The organism is Streptomyces sp. NPDC093546 (assembly GCF_044765045.1).
GTDB lineage: Bacteria > Actinomycetota > Actinomycetes > Streptomycetales > Streptomycetaceae > Streptomyces.
Genome location: NZ_JBIWJG010000002.1, coordinates 109738 through 128248, shown reverse-complemented (window position 1 = coordinate 128248; position 18511 = coordinate 109738). Strand labels below are relative to the sequence as shown.

Sequence of the window (18511 nt, the reverse complement as noted above, 5' to 3'; positions counted from 1 at the left end):
AGGTGCGGGCGTTGCGGGCCACGTCGTCAGGCCGACGCGTCGGCGTCGGTACGGCGCCGCCCGGCCAGGACGCCGAAGGCGACACCGGCGGCACCGACCAGGATGCCGACGATGCCCAGGACCCGGGCGGTGGTGTCGGAGGAGCCGGCGGAGTCGGCGTCGGAGGCCTTCGTCTCCGTGCCGTGGCCCTTCGCCTTCTCGTCGTCGGAGGCCGTGGCGGCCGCGCCGCCCCCGTGGTGGTCGTCCGTCGCGGCGGACAGCTTCAGGACGGGCGCGGGGCTCTCCGGCTCCGCCGCGCCTTCCTTCGGCTCCTCGATCCAGCGGACGACCTCCTTGTTGTCGTACGTCTGGAGGGCCTTGAAGACGAGCTGGTCGGTGTTCTCGGGGAGCCGGCCCATCGAGACCGTGAACTGCTGGAACTCGCCGGGTGCGATCTTCGAGCCGGCCGCGGTCCAGGTGATCTTCGTGGCGGCCTCGGTGATCTTCTTGCCGTGCACCTCCAGCGGCGTGGCCAGCTTGGTCTTGGTGACCTCGGCCTTCCAGCCCGGCACGGGCTGCGTCGACACGGAGGCCAGCGGGTACGCGGCGGGGAGGGAGACCTCCAGCTTCACGGTCGAGGCGTTGTCGCGCTCGTTCGGGACCTTGAAGCTGACGGTGGCGTACCCGCCCTTCGCCGCCTCGCCCTGCGGCTGCACGCTGACGTGCGCGAAGGCGGTGCCGGAGAGCAGGACGACGGAGGAGACGGCGACGCCGGCGGCGAGGGCGACGCGGGACACGTTCGTACGCGAAACGTTCATGGGGGAACACACTCCACATGCGGTGAGAGGTAGGCGGCGTGCGCGCGGGCGCGCACCACGGCCCGCTCCCGTCGAGTGGGCCGTGTCAGGCTGCGAGGACGCAGGTGGATACGGCCGGGGGGCCGCGCCTGATCACCGTGTGGAGAAGTGCCTCCGCCGCGGCGGGCGCCGGCCGGTCGTCGTCGGTACGCGGCGGACGCGGCCCGCCCGCGGGCAGCGCGGGCAGCCCGGAGACCAGGGCGCGTACGAGGACGAGGGCGGCGCGCAGGCCGCGTACGAGGGCCGCGTCGGCGACCTCGGCGGCGCCGTGCGCGGAGAGCCGGCCGAGCTTCAGCAGCGCGAGGTCACCGCGGCGCAGCAGCCAGCCGGTCACCAGGGCCGCCAGCAGGTGGCCGAGGACCATGGGCAGGCTGGGCCACAGCCCGGCGGCGGGCTCGGCGGCATGGCCGACGTACCCCGCGTGCCCCGTGTGCGCCGCGGCGGCGGTCGCCGGGTCGATACCGGCCAGGGTGACGATCCGCCGGGCGTCGGCGGGGCTGAGCGAGGAGGCTCCGGCCCCGCACACCAGCTTGGCGGCGGTCCGGATGAGGGCCTCGTCCGCCTGGGCGCCGCCGAGCGCGAGGTGCCGGCCCTGTCCGAGCCCGAAGAGCGTGTGCAGCGCCAGCTGGCCGCCCGCCAGCGAGCCCGCGATCACGGGCAGGGACCGCTGCCGCCCGGCGAAGGGCGCGACGGCGGCGAAGACGCCGGCGAACCCGACGGCCAGCGTCCACCACGGGACGGCCGCGCAGGCGGCGAGCGCGTGCCCCACCCCGGACAGCACGACGCAGACCGCGGCGAACACCGCGGCCCTCAGCAGCCGTGGCGCGGCGGGAAGGGCAGACATGGCCGGGCCATCATCGCACCGCGCCCCGCGCGCCCACACGGCAGGTCCGGAAGATTCCCTTTGCGACATACAACGGCGTACGGGCTACGCACATCCGCCGAATGAGGGTTTGCGCGTCAACGCGGCGCTTACGACCGACAAGTGGGGGCAATACGAATCGATATGTCGAGCCGCAGCCAGGAGGCTGGAGCATGAGCATCTGGTGGTCTCTCCACTTGCGGCGCGAGGCTGCGAGCGTGCCGCTCGCCCGTCGCCTCCTCCTGGGCACCATGGAAACCGCGGGCGTCGATCCGGAGATCTCGTACGACCTGTCGCTCGCGCTCAGCGAAGCCTGCGCGAACGCGGTCGAGCACGGCTGCGGGGACGGCTCCGCCGAGTACCGGGTGACCGCGTATCTGGACGGCGAGAAGTGCCGCATCGAGGTGGCCGACTCGGGTCCGGGCTTCCCCACGGGCCCCCTGCGCCCACCCCGCAGGGCGACCCCGGAGGCCGAGCACGGCCGGGGCCTGAGCCTCATCGAGGAGCTGGCGGACCACGTCCACATCGGGAACAGATCGGGACGGGGCGGCGCGGTGGTCAGCTTCGACAAGATCATCAAGTGGAAGCCGGACGCGCCGCTGGTGGCGTCCTGACCGGCCTGGACCGACCGGCCGGGCAACCGCACCCGGCCGGTCAGGGCGACGGGCTCAGCCCTGGAGCTCCGCCATCCACGCCTCGACCTCGTCCGAGCGGCGCGGCAGCGCGGCGGAGAGGTTCCGGTTGCCGTCCTCCGTGACGAGGATGTCGTCCTCGATCCGGACACCGATGCCGCGGTACTCCTCCGGCACCGTCAGGTCGTCGGCCTGGAAGTACAGGCCCGGCTCGACGGTCAGGCACATGCCCGGCTCCAGCACGCCGTCGACGTACGTCTCCGTCCGCGCGACCGCGCAGTCGTGGACGTCCATGCCGAGCATGTGGCCGGTGCCGTGCAGGGTCCAGCGGCGCTGGAGGCCCAGCTCCAGGACGCGCTCGACCGGGCCCTCGACCAGGCCCCACTCGACGAGCCGCTCCGCGAGCACGCGCTGCGCCGCGTCGTGGAAGTCGCGGTACTTGGCGCCCGGCTTCACCGCCGCGATGCCGGCCTCCTGGGCCTCGTACACGGCGTCGTAGATCTTCCGCTGGAGGTCGGTGAAGCGGCCGCTGACGGGCAGCGTGCGCGTGACGTCCGCGGTGTAGAAGGTGGTCGTCTCCACGCCGGCGTCGAGCAGCAGGAGGTCTCCCGCCCGCACGGGGCCGTCGTTGCGCACCCAGTGCAGCGTGGTGGCGTGCGGTCCGGACGCGCAGATGGAGCCGTAGCCGACGTCGTTGCCCTCGACGCGGGCGCGCAGGAAGAAGGTGCCCTCGATGTACCGCTCGCTGGTCGCCTGCGCCTTGTCCAGGACGCGTACGACGTCCTCGAAGCCGCGTGCGGTGGACGCGCAGGCGCGCTCCAGCTCACCGATCTCGAAGGCGTCCTTCACCAGGCGGGCCTCGGAGAGGTAGCCGCGCAGCTCCTCGTCGCGCTCGGCGGTGACCTTGTCGGTCAGGGCGGCCTCGATGCCGGCGTCGTGCCCGCGCACGACGCGCACCGGGCCGGTGGCCTCCTTGAGGGCGGCCGCCAGCTCGCGGACGTCCTTGGCGGGGATGCCGAGCCGCTGCTCGGCCTCGCTCAGCGAGTGCCGGCGGCCGACCCACAGCTCGCCCTGGCCGTCCAGCCAGAACTCGCCGTTCTCGCGGTTGGAGCGGGGCAGCAGGTAGAGCGTGGCGTCGTGGCCCTCACCGCGCCGGGGCTCCAGCACCAGGACGCTGTCGTGGGTGTCGTCGCCGGTGAGGTACGCGTACTCGGTCGACGGCCGGAAGGCGTACTCGGTGTCGTTGGACCGCGTCTTCAGGTTGCCGGACGGGATGACGAGCCGCTCGCCGGGGAAGTGCCGCGAGAGCGCGGCACGCCGCTCGGCGGTCCGGTCGGCCTGGGGGATCGGCTCCAGGTCACGCAGCTCGGTGTCGGCCCAGCCGCTCCTCATGTTCTCCGCGAGCTCGTCGGACACGCCCGGGTACAGTCCGTTCTTCCGCTGCTTGATGGGCTCTTCGGCCTCTTCCGGGGTCTCCGGGGTGAGCTCTTCGGCCACGGTCCGCCTCCTGTTGTACGACGCTGAACTATCCCCATCGTACGGTTGTGCGCAGGCCGCCCCCAGGGCCGTAAGTCACCCGTCCGGATCACTCGAAACGGGCCGCCAGCAGCACCACGTCCTCCGCCTCCCCGGCCACCGCCCCGGCCTCCTCCGGCAGCAGCGTCCGCAGCACGTGGTCCGCGATCGCGCCCGGGTCGGCCCGGTCGGCCCTCGGTACGGACGCGGCCGCGGCGTGCAGCCGCGCGAAGGCCCGGTCCATGGACTCGGCTTCGCCGGACTCGCCGGTGCGCCGCAGCAGGCCGTCCGTGTAGAGGAGCACGGTCTCGCCGGGCTCGACGGTGATCTCCACGCTCGGCGCCTCCCAGCAGGCGAGCATGCCCAGCGGCGCGGAGAGCGAGGTCTCGACGTACTCGGTGCGCCGCTCGCCCACGATCAGCGGCGGTGTGTGCCCGGCCCCGGCCAGCAGGAGCTTCCTCCGCGCCGGCTCGGCGTACGCGAACAGCGCGGTGGCGGAGCGGGCCGGCTCGGTCAGCCGCAGCAGCAGCTCCAGGTCGGAGAGGACGGCGACGGGGTCCTCGCCCTCCATCACGGCGTACGCCCGCAGCGAGGCGCGCAGCCGCCCGGTCGCGGCCAGGGCGCTCGGCCCGGTGCCGGAGACGGAGCCGACGGCCAGGCCCAGGCCGCCCTCGGGCAGGGGCAGCGCGTCGTACCACTCGCCGCCGCCGCGGGCGGAGGTGCGGCGCCGCGCGGCGAGCCGGACGCCCGGAACGCGAGGGAGCCGGCTGGGCAGCAGCTCCTCGGTGAGCGTGGCCACGGTGGCGCGGGCGCGTTCCAGTTCGAGGAGGCGGGCGAGGTGCTCGGAGGCGTGCCGGCCGTAGAGGCCGACGAGGTGGCGGGCGCGCTCGGGCGGTTCGGCGGGCTCGTCGTAGAGCCAGACGGCGGCGCCGAGCTTCCCGGCGGTCCGGGTGGCGAGCGGGACGGCGTAGCTGGCGGCGAAGCCGAGGCGGGCGGCGACCTCGCGGTGGCGGGGGTCGAGGTCCTCCTCGCCGAGCAGGTCGGGCACGGCGACCGGGTCCGGCGGCCGCCCGTCGGGCAGGCCCTCCAGGATGCGGCCGTACGAGGTGGCGCTGCGCGGCACGGTTTCGATGGTGCCGAGGTCGGCGTGGGCGAGGCCGAGCCCGACGGTGGTGGCGGGGCCGAGGCCGTCGGCCGGTTCGAGGACGGCCATGCCGCGGCGGGCGCCGACGAGGGCGGCACCGGCGCGGAGCAGTTCGTGCAGGGCGTCGTCGAGGGTGGCGGTGCGGGTGAGCCGCTCGGTGAGTTCGTGGAGGGTGGTCAGGTCGGAGACCCAGCCCGCCAGGCGGTCCTGGATCAGCGCGGCGGGCGGGGGACCGGGCGGCGGGCCCGTGGCCGCGCCGGGGGCGGCCGGCGGGGGCGGGATGCCCGGCAGGGAGGGCGTCGCAGTGTGCGCGGGGGCGGGGACCGTTGGATCGATTCCAGCCACTTTCGGCACGTGAGGGGCGCTCATGGCAGCCGGCTTTCCGGCTGGTGCGTTTCGCTCAATAGCATCGCAAACCCCCATGTCATTCTGCGCCGCTATCACTGCAACCACATGTACACGCAGAAGTAAGGGGATGTCCAGCATTGTCCCGGCGGGACGCGCGGTGTTCACCGACGTATTTACAAGAGGCCGAACTTGGCTCAAAAATGCCCCCTGTGGGCGGCTTTTGCGGTCGACTGAGCCCGTTCGAAAGGGGCCCTGCCCGGGACCCGAGTCGGGGGACGACGGTCCGGGCCGAGCGTCATTCCGAGCGGGCTGGGTACGTAAACGGTGACGGCCAGGGGCAGTTGGGGCGGGCTCGGAACCTTCGAGGGAAGCCCTGGCGTCCTTACCACCAGAGGCCTCGCCCCGTCCCCGGGTGCGGGGCGGAGCCGAACGGGGCGGCAGCGAGCGCCATGAGCGTGCCACCCTCGCCACGCGCGAAACGGACGACAGCCCACGGGACGACGGCCCGGGGGGATGACAGCCCCCGCTCGGCCCCCAGCGGTGTTGCTTGCCGCAGGCGAAGAGGGGCCGGCGTATGCCACCGGCAGGAGCACCAGGCCGGATGGCGGGACAACGGCTCGTACGCACGGTGAAGTAACGCTCACGTGCTGTCACGCACGCACGAAGCACGACGCACGCACGTGATGATGTGGACCTCGGCGTTCAACGGAAAGGAACGAGCGCTCATGCGCGAGATCCTCGGAAGGCGACGCAGGCTCCGGTTCCGGCGCAAGAGGAGGCCTGCCCACGTGGACGCGGCACTGCTGTACGCCACCGAATGGCGCTGGCCCGTACTCCCCGGCGTGGGACTCGCGGCGGCCGGCGGACGCGGTGAGCGGCAGCGCGGCCTCGTCTGCGCCTGCCCGGACCCCGAGTGCGTCGTACCCGGCGCACACCCCTTCGACCCGGAGCTCCTCGCGGCCTCCACGGACGCGCGCTTGGTGCGCTGGTGGTGGGCGAACCGCCCCGACGCCCCGGTCGTGCTCGCCACCGGGGGCCGCGCGCCGTGCGCGCTGAGCCTGCCCGCGGTCGCGGGGGCGCGCGCCCTGGCGGCGCTGGACGCGATGGGCATCCGGCTCGGCCCGGTGGTGGCGACGCCCACGCGGTGGTCGCTGCTGGTCGCCCCGTACACGCTCGAACAGCTCGGTGAGCTGCTCTACGCCAAGGACCGGGTGCCGAGCTCGCTGCGCTTCCACGGGGAGGGCGGCTATCTGCTGCTGCCGCCGTCCGACACCGGGACGGGCCAGGTGCGCTGGGAGCGGGCCCCGCTCGCCGGGTCGGCGTCGCCATGGCTGCCGGACGTGGAGGCGGTGGTGGACGCGCTGGTCGAGGCGAGCACGAGCACGCCCGACGGCGGAAGCCGGCTGCGGTACTGACCCGCGCGACCGGATGGCTTCACTCGTACGGGTGCGAGCCGGGCCCAGTTGTACGGGAATCGGGTGCGCGCCCCGCCGGACGGCCGCCGTCCGTCGCTATCGTCGGCGTGCGCCGGCGCACCGTCGAGAAGGGGCCGCCATGAATCTCCGTACGATCGGGATCGGGGCCGTCGTGGTGTTCGCCGCGTCGCTGCCGCTGGCGGCGTCCGCGGGCCCGGCCGGGTCTCCGGGCCCCGGCCCCGACTTCTCCCACTCCTCCGCGCACGGCGGTGCGGCCGTACGGGGCGCCACCGCGCGGTGCGGCCCCGAGCTGGTCTCGCCGGACGGCGTGGAGGCCCAGACGTGCGTCCTCGCCGAGGGGCGCGAGACGTGGGCGCGGACGTACTACCGCAATGCGACGGGCGGCGAACTGGCGGCGGTGCTGGCGCTGATGGGGCCGGGCGGCCGCACTCTGCAAACGCATTGCGCGGTGCCGGCGGACGATGAGCCGGGCGCGTGCGAGACGCCGAGGGCGCCGCGGCGGGGAATGCCCGGTGAATACGCGGCGGTGGCGGAGTTCGCGGCGAGCGGTGACGCGGAGACGAGTCCGCTGCTGCTGCGATCGGGGAGCGCGATGGCCAACTCGCCCGCGCGGTCCGCCGGTTGACGCGTCCGGCGGCGGAGAAGCGGAAGGCTGCATTCCGCAGAAAGTGAAGCGCCCGGTCGCTGGCGACGGGGGATGCACCAGCGACCGGGCTTCCAGCACCGTAACAAGAGATCGGCTGTTCGCAAATTCGATCTCTCTTATTCGGTCAGGTATTTACCCGCGATAGAGGAAATTGTGGCGGAGGTCACCGACCGGTCGGGATGTGGCGGCGGCCACCCGCCGTTCAGCTCAGCGTCACCTGGCGGTTGGTGAGACCGCCGCGTGCCCGGCGCTCCTCCGGGCTCAGCGGCGCGTCCACCGTGAGCGCCCCCGCCAGCCGCTCGGCGAACTCGGCGGCCGGCTGCTCGCACTCCTTCGCGCCCATCGTGCTCGGCAGATCCCACACCGGGACGACCAGGCCGTGCGCGCGGAACGAGCCCACCAGGCGGGTGTCTTCGCCCAGCGAGGACGTACCGGCGGCGTGCAGCCGGGCGAGCGCGTCGAGGAGCTGCTCCTCCGGGTGCGGCATGACCCAGCGCAGGTGGTTCTTCTCGGGCGTCTCGCACCAGTAGGCCGCGTCCACGCCGGAGAGCCGGACCGTGGGGATGGCGGCGGCGTTGGCCCGCTCCAGGGACGCGGCCACCTCGGGCGACGCGCTCTGCTCGGAGTCCGGCACCCAGAACTCGAAGCCCGTGTGGACGGCCGGCTCGAAGGAAGCGTCCGGATCCAGCAGGTCCTGGAGGCGCGGGCCTTCGGCCGAAACCCTCTGTGCGGCGACCGGCGTGCCCGGCTGGGCGGCCAGCGCGCGCTGGAGGGTGTCGGCGAGGTCCCGGCTCAGGTCACCGGAGGAGGTGTCGTTCTGCAGCGCGAGGAGCACCGAGCCGTCGTCGCGGCGCAGCGCAGGCCAGGCCATGGGCAGGACGGTCGCGAGCGTCACGGACGGCACGCCCTCCGGCAGCCCGCCCTTGAGGCGCAGCGCGGCGGTCGCGGCCGGAACCAGCTCGCGCAGGGCCACCCAGTCGCACTCGCCGGGCAGACCCTCGAAGGGCCGCTGGACGAGCTCGGTCACCGCGTGCGCGGCGGCGCGGCCGTGGCAGGCCTTGTAACGGCGCCCGGAACCGCACGGGCAGGGCTCGCGGGCCCCGACGACCGGAATCTCCCCGTCGGTCAGCTGAGCCTGTGGCTTCCCGGCCTTGGTCTGGGGTCGCTTCTTGCCCATGGTGTGGCTTCTCCCGTGGTGGCGGTGCGGCAGTCCTGTGTCGGCCGCGAGCCTAGCCGCATGCGGCGGCCGGGACGCTCAGCGACCGACTCGTCCGTCGACCGCAGCCGTCCACACGGGTACGGGGTCGGAGCTACGGCTCACAGCGGGTCGTACGCGTCGTACGCGTCCAGGAAATCGAAACCGGGTCCGGTCGTCGCGGTGGACGGCCCGGTGACGCGCGTAGCGAAGTCGTCGCGGCGATGCCCTTCGGTGAGCAGGACCCACACGGTGACCTCGCCGGCGGCGCCGTCGCGTACGCCCCAGTCCTGGGCGAGGGCGCTGATGATGTTCAGCCCGCGGCCGCCGCGCGCGGTGACCGAGGGCGTGGCCGGAACCGGCCGGGTGGGACCGCCCCCGTCCGTCACCTCGACCGTCAGCGCGCCGCTCGCGTCGACGCGCCAGGCGGCGAGGACGTCACCGTCCCCGACCTCCCGCCGGTCGAGCGGCCTGCCGTGCCGGCAGGAGTTGCTGAGAAGTTCGGATAGGACGAGTACGGCGTCGTCGACGACCGATTCGGACATCCCGCTGCGGCGCAGTTCCCGCCGCATCCGGTGTCGCGCCTCACCCACGCCCGCAGGGCCATGGGGCACGGCCATGCTCGACGACGTGGGCACTTCCTGTGCCACCACCAACGCCACCCCCGAGACCTCCTTCGCCCCACGCCACGTTGTGGATGCCCCAATGGCCTGGACCGGAAACCGGCCAGTCCGGATACGGTGACGCACTCGCCACGCGCACTCACGTTCCGAACGCGCCGGAGCACTCCCCGTAACGGGAGTGGCTGCCGTTACAGCCGGCCCAGCTGGGACAGCACGTGCTTCGGGCGGTTGGTGATGATCGCCTCCACGCCGAGCGCCACGCACAGCTCGACGTCCTGCGGCTCGTCCACCGTCCAGACGTGGACACGGTTCCCGGCGCGGTGGAGCCGCGAGATGTACGCGGGGTTGTTGCGCAGGATCCGGATGGACGGCCCGGCGATCCGCGAACCGGCCGGCAGCCGCCCGTCGCGCATCCGGGGCGACAGGAACTGCATCAGGTACACGGTCGGCAGGGCGGGCGCGGCCGCCGCGACCCGCTGCAGCGAGCGGGCGGAGAAGCTCATGACCCGTACGGGAGAGGTCGTGCCCGGCCGGGGCTGGGTCAGCCCGAAGCGGCGGAGCAGCTCGATCAGCCGCTCCTCGACCTGGCCGGCCCAGCGCGTGGGGTGCTTGGTCTCGATGGCCAGCTCGACGGGGCGGCCGGCGTCGGCGACCAGCTCCAGGAGCCGTTCGAGGGTGAGGACGGAGGTGAACTGGGGGTCGCGCCAGTCCGGGCTCTCCTCCATGTCCTTCCAGGCGCCGAAGTCGAGGGCGGCGAGGTCGGCGAGCTCCAGGGCGGAGACGGCGCCGCGGCCGTTGGAGACCCGGTTGACGCGGCGGTCGTGGACGCAGACGAGGTGGCCGTCGGCGGTGAGCCGCACATCGCACTCGAGGGCGTCCGCACCATCCTCGATGGCCTTGATGTACGCGGCGAGCGTGTGCTCCGGTGCGTCCTCGGAGGCGCCTCGGTGAGCGACGACCTGGATCGGGGGCTGCTGCCGTGCGTGGGTCACCGCGTCATGGTGCCAGATGGCGCCGGACGCCGGGCGGGTGCCCGATTTCTCCCTAAGTAAAGGAGGGGGGCGCAACACACAGGTCCGGCTTACAGTGGCCTGACGGCCCGTGGGAAAAGCTGACTGGAACCCTGGAACCTTGCCCGAAGACGACGTGGAAACCAAGGAGACCGAGCTGTGAGCACCGAGAACGAGGGCACTGCGTCCACACCTCCCGTGCCGCCGTCCCCGCCCTCCGCGCCTTCCGTGTCCACGCCGTCCGACCCGGCGCCCGCGTCGGCCGCGACGGAGACCACCACCGCCGTGCCCGCCGCGGGCGCGCCCCTGCCCCCGCCGCCGCCCGCCCCGCCCGCCGCGCCCACCACCGGCGGCTGGGGCTCCCCGGTCCCTCCGGCCCCCGCCCCGGCCGCCCGGTCGGGCCGCGGCGGCCGGGGCGGCCTGGTCGCGGCCGTGCTGGTGGCGGCCCTGGTGGCGGGCGGTGTCGGCGGAGGCATCGGCTACTGGGCGGCGGAGCGCAACGACAGCTCCGTCACCTCCACCACCGTCGCCGCCGGTGACGCGCCCGCCTTCAAGCGGGACCCGGGCACGGTCGCCGCGGTGGCGAACAAGGCGCTGCCGAGCGTCGTGACCATCGAGGCCAAGGCCGGCGGCTCGGACGGCGAGGGCGGCACGGGCACCGGCTTCGTGTACGACAAGGAAGGCCACATCCTCACCAACAACCACGTGGTCGCCTCGGCGGCGGAGGGCGGCACGGTCTCCGCGACGTTCTCGAACGGCAAGAAGTACGACGCCGAGGTCGTCGGCCGCGCCCAGGGCTACGACGTGGCGGTCCTCAAGCTCAAGAACGCCCCCTCCGGCCTGACCCCGCTCCCCCTCGGCAACTCCGACCAGGTGGCGGTCGGCGACTCGACGATCGCGATCGGCGCGCCCTTCGGCCTGTCCAACACGGTCACGACGGGCATCATCAGCGCCAAGAACCGCCCGGTCGCCTCCGGCGACGGCTCCAGCGGCAAGAACTCGTACATGAGCGCCCTGCAGACCGACGCCTCGATCAACCCGGGCAACTCCGGCGGCCCGCTCCTGGACGCCCGCGGCGCGGTGATCGGCATCAACTCCGCGATCCAGTCCCCGGGCAGCGGCGGCCTCGGCTCCTCCCAGGCGGGCTCGGTCGGCCTCGGCTTCGCGATCCCCGTCAACCAGGCCAAGAACGTCGCCGAACAGCTCATCAAGACCGGCCGCCCGGTCTACCCGGTCATCGGCGCGACCGTGAACATGACGGACGAGGGCGAGGGCGCCACCATCGCCGAACAGGGCGCCGGCGGCACCCCGGCGGTCACCCCGGGCGGCCCGGCGGCGAAGGCGGGCCTGAAGCCGGGCGACGTGATCACCAAGTTCGGCAACCGCGTGATCGACAGCGGCCCCACCCTGATCAGCGAGATCTGGACGCACAAGCCGGGCGACACGATCCCGCTGACGTACCAGCGCGGCGGCAAGGAGACCACGGTCCAGGTCACCCTCGGCGAACGCGAGGGCGACAGCTGACACCTCACCACCGAACCCCCGCCAGCCGGTAGGCTGTAGCCGGCTCCGCAGCCGCTTACCGGCGGCTGGGGCGGAGCATGGTGGGTTGCCCGAGCGGCCTAAGGGAACGGTCTTGAAAACCGTCGTGGCAGCGATGTCACCGTGGGTTCAAATCCCACACCCACCGCAGCGGTTCGCCAGAACGACCCGGCCGGAGGGCGGGCCCCAGTGAAGGGGCTCGCCCTCCGTCGTTCCGGGGGACGCGCGTGCCTAAGATGCCCGTCGGGGCGGAGCCGTAGCGCAGAGGTCGTCGCGCGCGGTCTCCAAAACTGCGAGGACGCCGGTTCGAATCCGGCCGGTTTCGCCCCTTCCTCCCGTCGCCGGGGCGGTCGGGGTGCGCGGGCGGACCCTGATGCCGGAGCGCCGTTCCTCCACCCTCAGGAGGTGGGGGCCGCCGCGCCCCTACAACTTGAGGCGGAGCCCGGTTCGGGACCTGCGGGCGATCCTGCGGGGTAGTACCCGAACCTAGCGTGGACCCATGACCGCGACCGCCGGCCCCGTCTGCACCGGAGCCTCCACCGCCGCCACCGGATACCCGTCGTTCTCCTCGTACGTACGGGCCCGGGGCCCCGTGCTGCTGCGCACCGCGCGGTCGCTGACCGCGAACCCGAACGACGCCGAGGACCTGCTGCAGACCGCGCTCACCAAGACGTACGTCGCGTGGGAGCGCATCGAGGACCACCGCGCCCTCGACGGCTACGTGCGCCGAGCCCTCATCAACACCCGTACCTCGCAGTGGCGCAAGCGCAGGGTCGAGGAGTTCGCCTGCGACGAGCTGCCGGAGCCGCACGGGCTGCCCGAGCCCGACCCGGCCGAGCAGCAGGCGCTGCGCGACGCGATGTGGCGGGCGGTGGTGAGGCTGCCCGACCGCCAGCGCGCGATGGTGGTGCTCCGGTACTACGAGGACCTCAGCGAGGCGCAGACGGCGGAGGTGCTCGGGGTGTCGGTCGGCACCGTCAAGAGCGCCGTCTCGCGGGCGCTGGGCAAGCTCCGCGAGGACCCGGAGCTGGCGCCCGTGCGGTGAGCCCCGCCGGATCTTCTACCGCCGAGTAGCTCCCGGGTAGTGACATACCACGTGGTATGTGCGCAGAATCTGCACACCCTTAACGCCACGTTGCGCCCAACGGGAGGACGCCGTGCTGAGCACCATGCAGGACGTACCGCTGACGGTGACCCGCATCCTGCACCACGGGATGACGATCCACGGAGCGTCGCAGATCACCACCTGGACCGGCGACCCCGCCGCGCCCCACCGCCGCAGCTTCGCGGAGGCCGGTGCGCGCGCCGCCCGGCTGGCGGGCGCCCTGCGCGACGAGCTCGGCGTCACGGGCGACGAGCGCATTGCCACTCTGATGTGGAACAACTCAGAGCATATCGAGGCATACCTGGCGATTCCCTCCATGGGAGCCGTCCTCCACACCCTCAACCTGCGCCTGCCCGCCGAGCAGTTGGTCTGGATCGTCAACCACGCCGAAGACCGCGTCGTCATCGTCAACGGCAGCCTGCTCCCGCTCCTCGCCCCGCTGCTCCCGCACCTCCCCACGGTCGAGCACGTCGTCGTCGCCGGCCCCGGCGACCGCTCCCTCCTCGACGACGCGGCGCCCCGGGTCCACGACTACGAGGAGCTGATCGCGGACCGCCCCGACACCTTCGACTGGCCCGAGCTGGACGAGCGGGCCGCCGCCGTCATGTGCTACACCTCCGGCACCACGGGCGACCCCAAGGGCGTCGTGTACTCCCACCGCTCCGTCTACCTGCACTCCATGCAGGTCAACATGACGGAGTCCATGGGCCTCACCAACAAGGACACGACCCTGGTCGTCGTGCCCCAATTCCACGTCAACGCCTGGGGCTTGCCCCATGCGACCTTCATGACCGGCGTCAACATGCTGATGCCCGACCGCTTCCTCCAGCCCGCCCCGCTCGCCGACATGATCGAGCGCGAGAAGCCCACGCACGCCGCCGCCGTCCCCACCATCTGGCAGGGCCTGCTCGCCGAGGTCACCGCCCGCCCCCGCGACCTCTCCTCCATGGCCCGCGTCACCATCGGCGGCGCCGCCTGCCCGCCCGCCCTCATGGAGGCGTACGACAAGCTCGGCGTACGCCTCTGCCAGAACTGGGGCATGACGGAGACCTCGCCCCTCGGCACCACGGCGAACCCGCCGGCCGGCCTCTCCGCCGAGGAGGAGTGGCCGTACCGCGTCACCCAGGGCCGCTTCCCGGCCGGCGTCGAGGCCCGGCTCGTCGGCCCCGGCGGCGACATCCTGCCCTGGGACGGCGAGTCGGCGGGGGAGCTGGAGGTACGCGGCCCCTGGATCGCGGGCGCGTACTACGGCGGCCCGTCCGGCGAACCGCTCCGCCCGGACGACAAGTTCAGCGCGGACGGCTGGCTGAAGACCGGTGACGTCGGGGTCATCAGCCCGGAGGGCTTCCTCACGCTCACCGACCGCGCCAAGGACGTCATCAAGTCGGGCGGCGAGTGGATCTCGTCGGTCGAGCTGGAGAACGCCCTCATGGCCCACCCGGAGATCGCCGAGGCGGCCGTCGTCGCCGTACCGGACGAGAAGTGGGGCGAGCGCCCGCTGGCGACGGTGGTCCTGAAGGACGGCGCGAGCGCGGACTACGCGGCGCTCCGCGCCTTCCTCGCCGACGAGATGGCGATCGCCAAGTGGCAGCTGCCGGAGCGGTGGGCGACGGTCCCCGCGGTCCCGAAGACGAGCGTCGGGAAGTTCGACAAGAAGGTCATCCGCCGCCAGTACGCGGCCGGGGAACTGGACGTCACCGAGCTCTGACGCACGAACCGGGCGCCCCCACTCGGGGGGGGCGCCCCTGGCTCTAGGGGGTGTCTTGCCGATCTTGCCGGGCTCGCGACGCCTGGCACGCGCTCCCCCAGAGCTTCGCCTGGGGGTGCCCCCAGCCGCGTTGTCGTCGGTCGCCAATGCTCCGCAGTGGCTCCCTCCTCCGCCTTGCGATCGCACGCACCAGACCCCGCTCGCTGATCCGGCCTGATCGGCAAGACACCCCCTAGTTCGTACCGATCTTCGCCAGCAGGTCCACGATCCGCGACTGCACCTCGGGGCTCGTCGAGCGCTCCGCGAGGAACAGCACCGTCTCGCCGGAGGCCAGCTTCGGCAGTTCGGCCTCGTCCAGACCGGCCGAGGTGTAGACGACGAGCGGGGTGCGGTTCAGCTGCCCGTTCGCGCGCAGCCAGTCGATGATCCCGGCGCGCCGGCGACGTACCTGCATCAGGTCCATCACGACCAGGTTCGGCCGCATCTGCGCGGCGAGCGTGACCGCGTCGGTGTCGGCGTCCGCCCGGGCCACCTGCATCCCGCGCCGTTCCAGCGCCGCCGTCAGCGCGAGCGCGATCTCCTCCTGCTGCTCGATCAGCAGGACGCGCGACGGATGCTGTTCGCTGTCGCGCGGAGCCAGGGCCTTGAGCAGTACGGCCGGATCGGCGCCGTACGCCGCCTCCCGCGTCGCCTGCCCGAGCCCCGCGGCGAGCAGCACCGGCACCTCGGCCGCCACCGCCGCCTGGCGCAGCGACTGCAGGGCTGTGCGCGTGATCGGCCCGGTCAGCGGGTCCACGAACAGCGCCGCCGGGAACGCGGCGATCTGCGCGTCGACCTCCTCGCGCGAGTGCACGATCACCGGCCGGTAGCCGCGCTCGCTCAGCGCCTCCTGCGTGGAGACGTCCGGCGCGGGCCAGACCAGCAGCCGGCGCGGGTTGTCCAGCGGCTCGGGCGGCAACTCGTCGTCGACGGGCTGCGGGACGGGCTGGTTGGCCACCTCGACCGCACCACCAGGGCCGTCGAGCGGCTCGGGGCCCTCGGCCGCGTTCGCGTCGGGCGCTCCTATCTCGTAGGCGCGGCCCTCGGCGGGCGGGGACAGCAACGGCTGCGGCTGGGCCTGCGGCTGCGGCTGCGGGGGTACGGGGCGTTCGCCCTCCGGAGGCGGCGTCGCCAGCTTGCGGCGGCGCCCGGACGGAGTGGCGGGGGTGGCGGCGGGCTGGGCGTTGCCCTGCGGCTGGGCGATCTGCTGCGCGAACGGCACGCCCTGCCCGAGCGTGCGCACGCTGAACGCGCGCCCCAGCGTCGAGCTGCCGCTGTCCTCGCCGGCAGGACCGGCCGCAGGACCGGAAGCACCGGAAGCACCGGTCGGCGCCTCAGGCGGCAGCGGTACGGAACCGGTGCCGGTTCCCGTCGCCGTCCCGGGGGCCGTCTCCGGCGCCGCGCGGCGCCGACCCGACGGCGCGGGCGCCGGGGGCTGCACCGGGTGCGGCTGCGGCGGCGTGTGGTCGGCGTCCGGTGCGGCGTCCGGTGCGGTCCGTACGGGCGCGGCGGCGTCGACGTCGGCGGCGTCGCGCACCGCGTCGTGGCGGCCTTCGTCGTGGGCGCGGCGGTCCGCCTGGGCGGGCGGCAGCGCGAACGCCGCGCGCGCGCCCTCGGGCGGCGTCGCCGGACGCTCCTGCGCGGTGCCGAGCGCCCGCCGGGCACGGCGCCCGGTCGGAGCGGCCTGCGGGGCCTGCGGGTGCTGGGCGGGCTGGGTGCCGCCGGGCGCGGGCAGGGCCGGGAGCCCCGCCGCCGGGACCGGCGCCGCCTCCACGGGCACGCCCTGCGGCGGCACGGTCTGCCCGCGCGCCGCGCGCCCCTGGGCGCTCTCGGCGGCCGTCATGACCGCGCCCTCGGCCGGGGCCTCGGCCTCCGCCGGGCTCGGCTTCCCGCGCCGCCGTCCGGTCGGCTGCCCGGCCACCGGATCCTCGGCGCGCACCGGACTCTCCAGGAACGCGTCCGTCGAAGCGCGCCGAGCCCGCCGCCGCCCGCCGCCGGAGGCACCGCCCGCGGAAGTGTCACCGGACTGCTGAGCCGGCAGGACGGGAGCGGGCGCGGGTGCCGGACCAGTCGGCGCGGTCTCGGCCCCGGCCTCCGCCGTGGCCTTGGTGTCGGCTTCGGTTTCGGCGGGTTCGGCCTCCGCAGGGCCCGTCTCCGCGGGTTCGGGCCCCGCGATCGCCAGCGCAGACGACGTCGGCTTCACCGCCCCGGCCCCGGCCCCCAGCGGCACCTCCAGCACGTACGCGTGCCCGCTCATCCCCGGCACGTCGTGCGTCTGGAGCACACCGCCGTGCGCCCGGACGATCCCGCGCACGATCGGCTCGTGCACCGGGTCGCCCCCGGCGTACGGCCCGCGCACCTCGATGCGTACGACATCACCGCGCTGAGCGGCGGCGACGACGATCGTCGAGTCGACGTAACCGCCGCCCGAGCCCGGCAGGACCCGGGCCTTGCCGGTGGAGTCGACCCCGGCCACGTCCGCGATCAGGTGCGCGAGCGCCGTGGAGATGCGTACGCCGTCGACCTCGGCCTCGATGGGCGGCGCGTGCACGGCGAACTGCACGCGCCCGGGGCCGATGAGCTCCACCGCGCCCTCGACACCGGCCGCGACGACCGCGTCGAGCAGCGCCTTGTCCTTGCGCAGCTCCTCGTCGCCGACGTCCAGCCGCTGGTAGCCCAGCACGTTGTCGACCAGGGTCGTCATCCGGGCGTACCCGGCGGCCAGGTGGTGCAGGATCTGGTTGGCCTCCGGCCACAGCTGCCCGGCCGGGTCGGCGGCGAGCGTGCCCAGCTCGGTGCGCAGCTCCTCCAGCGGCCCGCGCAGCGACTCGCCGAGCACGGCGGCCAGCTGGGCGTGGCGGGCGGCCAGCGCCGCGTACCGCTCCTCGCGCCGCTCGACCTCGACGGAGAGCCGCTCGCTGAGATTGGCCATTTCGGTGGCGTGCTTCTCGGTCAGCTCGGTGACCTCGGCCGTGTGCTGCTCGACGAGCTCCTCGTACGGCCGCCGGTCGGTGAAGGTCATCACCGCGCCGACGAGCTGGTCCCCGTCCCGCACCGGCGCCGTCGTCAGGTCCACCGGCACCGGCGAACCGTCCTTCGCCCACACCACCTGGCCGCGCACCCGGTGCTTGCGCCCGGAGCGGAGCGTGTCGGCGAGCGGCGACTCGTCGTACGGGAACGGCTCGCCGTCCGCACGCGAGTGCAGCATCAGCGGGTGCAGCTCCTTGCCGCCCAGGTCGCTGGCGCGCCAGCCGAGGATCTGCGCGGCGGCCGGGTTGACGAGCACGATCCGCCCGTCGGTGTCCGTGCCGACGACGCCCTCGGACGCGGCGCGCAGGATCATCTCGGTCTGGCGCTGCGAACGGGCCAGCTCGGCCTCGGTGTCGACGGTCCCGGACAGGTCGCGGACGACGAGCATGAGCAGCTCGTCGCCCGTGTACGGCCGCGGGTTGGCGCCGTACGAGTCGTACGCCTCGCGCCCGTCCTCGAGGTTCGCGCTGGTGACCTCGACCGGGAACTCGCTCCCGTCCGTACGCCGCGCGATCATGCGGGCCGGCTTGGTCCGTCCGCGCGCGTCGGCGGCCTCCGGGCGGCGCATGGATCCGGGGATGAGCCGGGAGTCGAAGGCGGGCAGCAGGTCCAGCAACCCGCGCCCCACCAGCGCGGTCCCCGGGGTCTCGAACATCTCCAGGGCGATGGTGTTGGCGTTGACGACCGTGCCGTTCGCGTTGACGAGCACGAGCCCGTCCGGCAGCGCGTCGAGTATGGCTGCGAGGCGAGCAGCGCCTCGGGATGGCCTGCTGCTCACGACGACGCTTCCTCCCACTGACCTACTGCCACCCCCCGGGCCGGGGCCTGTCACTGGAGGGA

The 18511-nt window shown here is 73.8% G+C and carries 14 protein-coding genes and 2 tRNA genes; 8 read left to right on the top strand and 8 right to left on the bottom strand.

Going from position 1 to position 18511, the window contains the following annotated elements; genetic code table 11:
• Positions 1-26: 26 nt before the first annotated feature.
• Entirely contained in the window at positions 27-797 is a 771-nt protein-coding gene (locus tag ACIRNI_RS03700) for a YcnI family protein (RefSeq protein WP_403547994.1), read from the bottom strand.
• An 85-nt stretch (positions 798-882) separates the two neighbouring features.
• Entirely contained in the window at positions 883-1680 is a 798-nt protein-coding gene (locus ACIRNI_RS03695) for a hypothetical protein (RefSeq protein WP_403547992.1), read from the bottom strand.
• A 191-nt stretch (positions 1681-1871) separates the two neighbouring features.
• Here ACIRNI_RS03695 and ACIRNI_RS03690 point away from each other — a divergent pair, with 191 nt between their 5' ends.
• Complete coding sequence (locus tag ACIRNI_RS03690; protein WP_403547990.1) at positions 1872-2312, top strand: ATP-binding protein; 441 nt, start codon at positions 1872-1874, stop codon at positions 2310-2312.
• Between the two features lie 54 nt (positions 2313-2366).
• On the opposite strand, the gene ACIRNI_RS03685 is transcribed toward ACIRNI_RS03690, so the two are convergent.
• Positions 2367-3827 carry an aminopeptidase P family protein gene (locus tag ACIRNI_RS03685; protein WP_403547988.1) on the bottom strand — a complete coding sequence of 487 codons (1461 nt, stop codon included), beginning with the start codon at positions 3825-3827 and terminating at the stop codon, positions 2367-2369.
• Positions 3828-3915: 88 nt separating this feature from the next.
• Positions 3916-5475, bottom strand: coding sequence for a PP2C family protein-serine/threonine phosphatase (locus ACIRNI_RS03680; RefSeq protein WP_403548797.1), 1560 nt, complete (start codon positions 5473-5475; stop codon positions 3916-3918).
• A 587-nt stretch (positions 5476-6062) separates the two neighbouring features.
• Between ACIRNI_RS03680 and ACIRNI_RS03675 the strand changes: the two genes are divergently transcribed.
• A complete protein-coding gene (locus ACIRNI_RS03675) occupies positions 6063-6752 on the top strand; it encodes a bifunctional DNA primase/polymerase (protein WP_403547986.1) in 690 nt (229 codons plus the stop codon).
• 139 nt (positions 6753-6891) lie between these two features.
• The gene (locus tag ACIRNI_RS03670) at positions 6892-7398 is read left to right on the top strand and encodes a hypothetical protein (protein ID WP_403547985.1); all 507 of its coding nucleotides are present in this window, start codon (positions 6892-6894) and stop codon (positions 7396-7398) included.
• Between the two features lie 223 nt (positions 7399-7621).
• Here ACIRNI_RS03670 and ACIRNI_RS03665 read toward each other — a convergent pair whose 3' ends face one another.
• The 3 genes from ACIRNI_RS03665 to ACIRNI_RS03655 form a co-directional block, all read right to left on the bottom strand.
• Complete coding sequence (locus ACIRNI_RS03665; RefSeq protein ID WP_403547983.1) at positions 7622-8596, bottom strand: DUF5926 family protein; 975 nt, start codon at positions 8594-8596, stop codon at positions 7622-7624.
• A gap of 140 nt (positions 8597-8736) precedes the next feature.
• A complete protein-coding gene (locus ACIRNI_RS03660; RefSeq protein ID WP_403547981.1) occupies positions 8737-9363 on the bottom strand; it encodes an ATP-binding protein in 627 nt (208 codons plus the stop codon).
• Between the two features lie 62 nt (positions 9364-9425).
• Positions 9426-10229: a glycerophosphodiester phosphodiesterase gene (locus ACIRNI_RS03655; protein ID WP_403547979.1), complete on the bottom strand. Its 804-nt coding sequence runs from the start codon at positions 10227-10229 to the stop codon at positions 9426-9428.
• Positions 10230-10406: 177 nt separating this feature from the next.
• On the opposite strand from ACIRNI_RS03655, the gene ACIRNI_RS03650 reads away from it, so the two are divergent.
• The 5 genes from ACIRNI_RS03650 to ACIRNI_RS03630 all read left to right on the top strand — a co-directional run bounded on the left by ACIRNI_RS03650 (position 10407) and on the right by ACIRNI_RS03630 (position 14602).
• The gene (locus tag ACIRNI_RS03650; RefSeq protein ID WP_403547977.1) at positions 10407-11771 is read left to right on the top strand and encodes a S1C family serine protease; all 1365 of its coding nucleotides are present in this window, start codon (positions 10407-10409) and stop codon (positions 11769-11771) included.
• Positions 11772-11850: 79 nt separating this feature from the next.
• Positions 11851-11937 (top strand) — tRNA-Ser (locus ACIRNI_RS03645).
• Positions 11938-12039: 102 nt separating this feature from the next.
• Positions 12040-12114 (top strand) — tRNA-Trp (locus tag ACIRNI_RS03640).
• Between the two features lie 174 nt (positions 12115-12288).
• Positions 12289-12834 (top strand): SigE family RNA polymerase sigma factor, encoded by a 546-nt coding sequence (locus ACIRNI_RS03635; protein ID WP_403547976.1) that lies wholly within the window; start codon positions 12289-12291, stop codon positions 12832-12834.
• Positions 12835-12946: 112 nt separating this feature from the next.
• Positions 12947-14602: a long-chain fatty acid--CoA ligase gene (locus ACIRNI_RS03630; protein ID WP_403547974.1), complete on the top strand. Its 1656-nt coding sequence runs from the start codon at positions 12947-12949 to the stop codon at positions 14600-14602.
• A 232-nt stretch (positions 14603-14834) separates the two neighbouring features.
• On the opposite strand, the gene ACIRNI_RS03625 is transcribed toward ACIRNI_RS03630, so the two are convergent.
• Complete coding sequence (locus ACIRNI_RS03625; RefSeq protein ID WP_403547972.1) at positions 14835-18449, bottom strand: PAS domain-containing protein; 3615 nt, start codon at positions 18447-18449, stop codon at positions 14835-14837.
• Between the last annotated feature and the right edge of the window lie 62 nt (positions 18450-18511).

Coding starts and splice junctions, on each gene's coding strand:
- ACIRNI_RS03700 (WP_403547994.1), bottom strand. CDS start 797: ATGAACGTTTCGCGTACGAACGTGTCCCGCGTCGCCCTCGCCGCCGGC.
- ACIRNI_RS03695 (WP_403547992.1), bottom strand. CDS start 1,680: ATGTCTGCCCTTCCCGCCGCGCCACGGCTGCTGAGGGCCGCGGTGTTC.
- ACIRNI_RS03690 (WP_403547990.1), top strand. CDS start 1,872: ATGAGCATCTGGTGGTCTCTCCACTTGCGGCGCGAGGCTGCGAGCGTG.
- ACIRNI_RS03680 (WP_403548797.1), bottom strand. CDS start 5,475: ATGCTGGACATCCCCTTACTTCTGCGTGTACATGTGGTTGCAGTGATA.
- ACIRNI_RS03675 (WP_403547986.1), top strand. CDS start 6,063: ATGCGCGAGATCCTCGGAAGGCGACGCAGGCTCCGGTTCCGGCGCAAG.
- ACIRNI_RS03670 (WP_403547985.1), top strand. CDS start 6,892: ATGAATCTCCGTACGATCGGGATCGGGGCCGTCGTGGTGTTCGCCGCG.
- ACIRNI_RS03665 (WP_403547983.1), bottom strand. CDS start 8,596: ATGGGCAAGAAGCGACCCCAGACCAAGGCCGGGAAGCCACAGGCTCAG.
- ACIRNI_RS03635 (WP_403547976.1), top strand. CDS start 12,289: ATGACCGCGACCGCCGGCCCCGTCTGCACCGGAGCCTCCACCGCCGCC.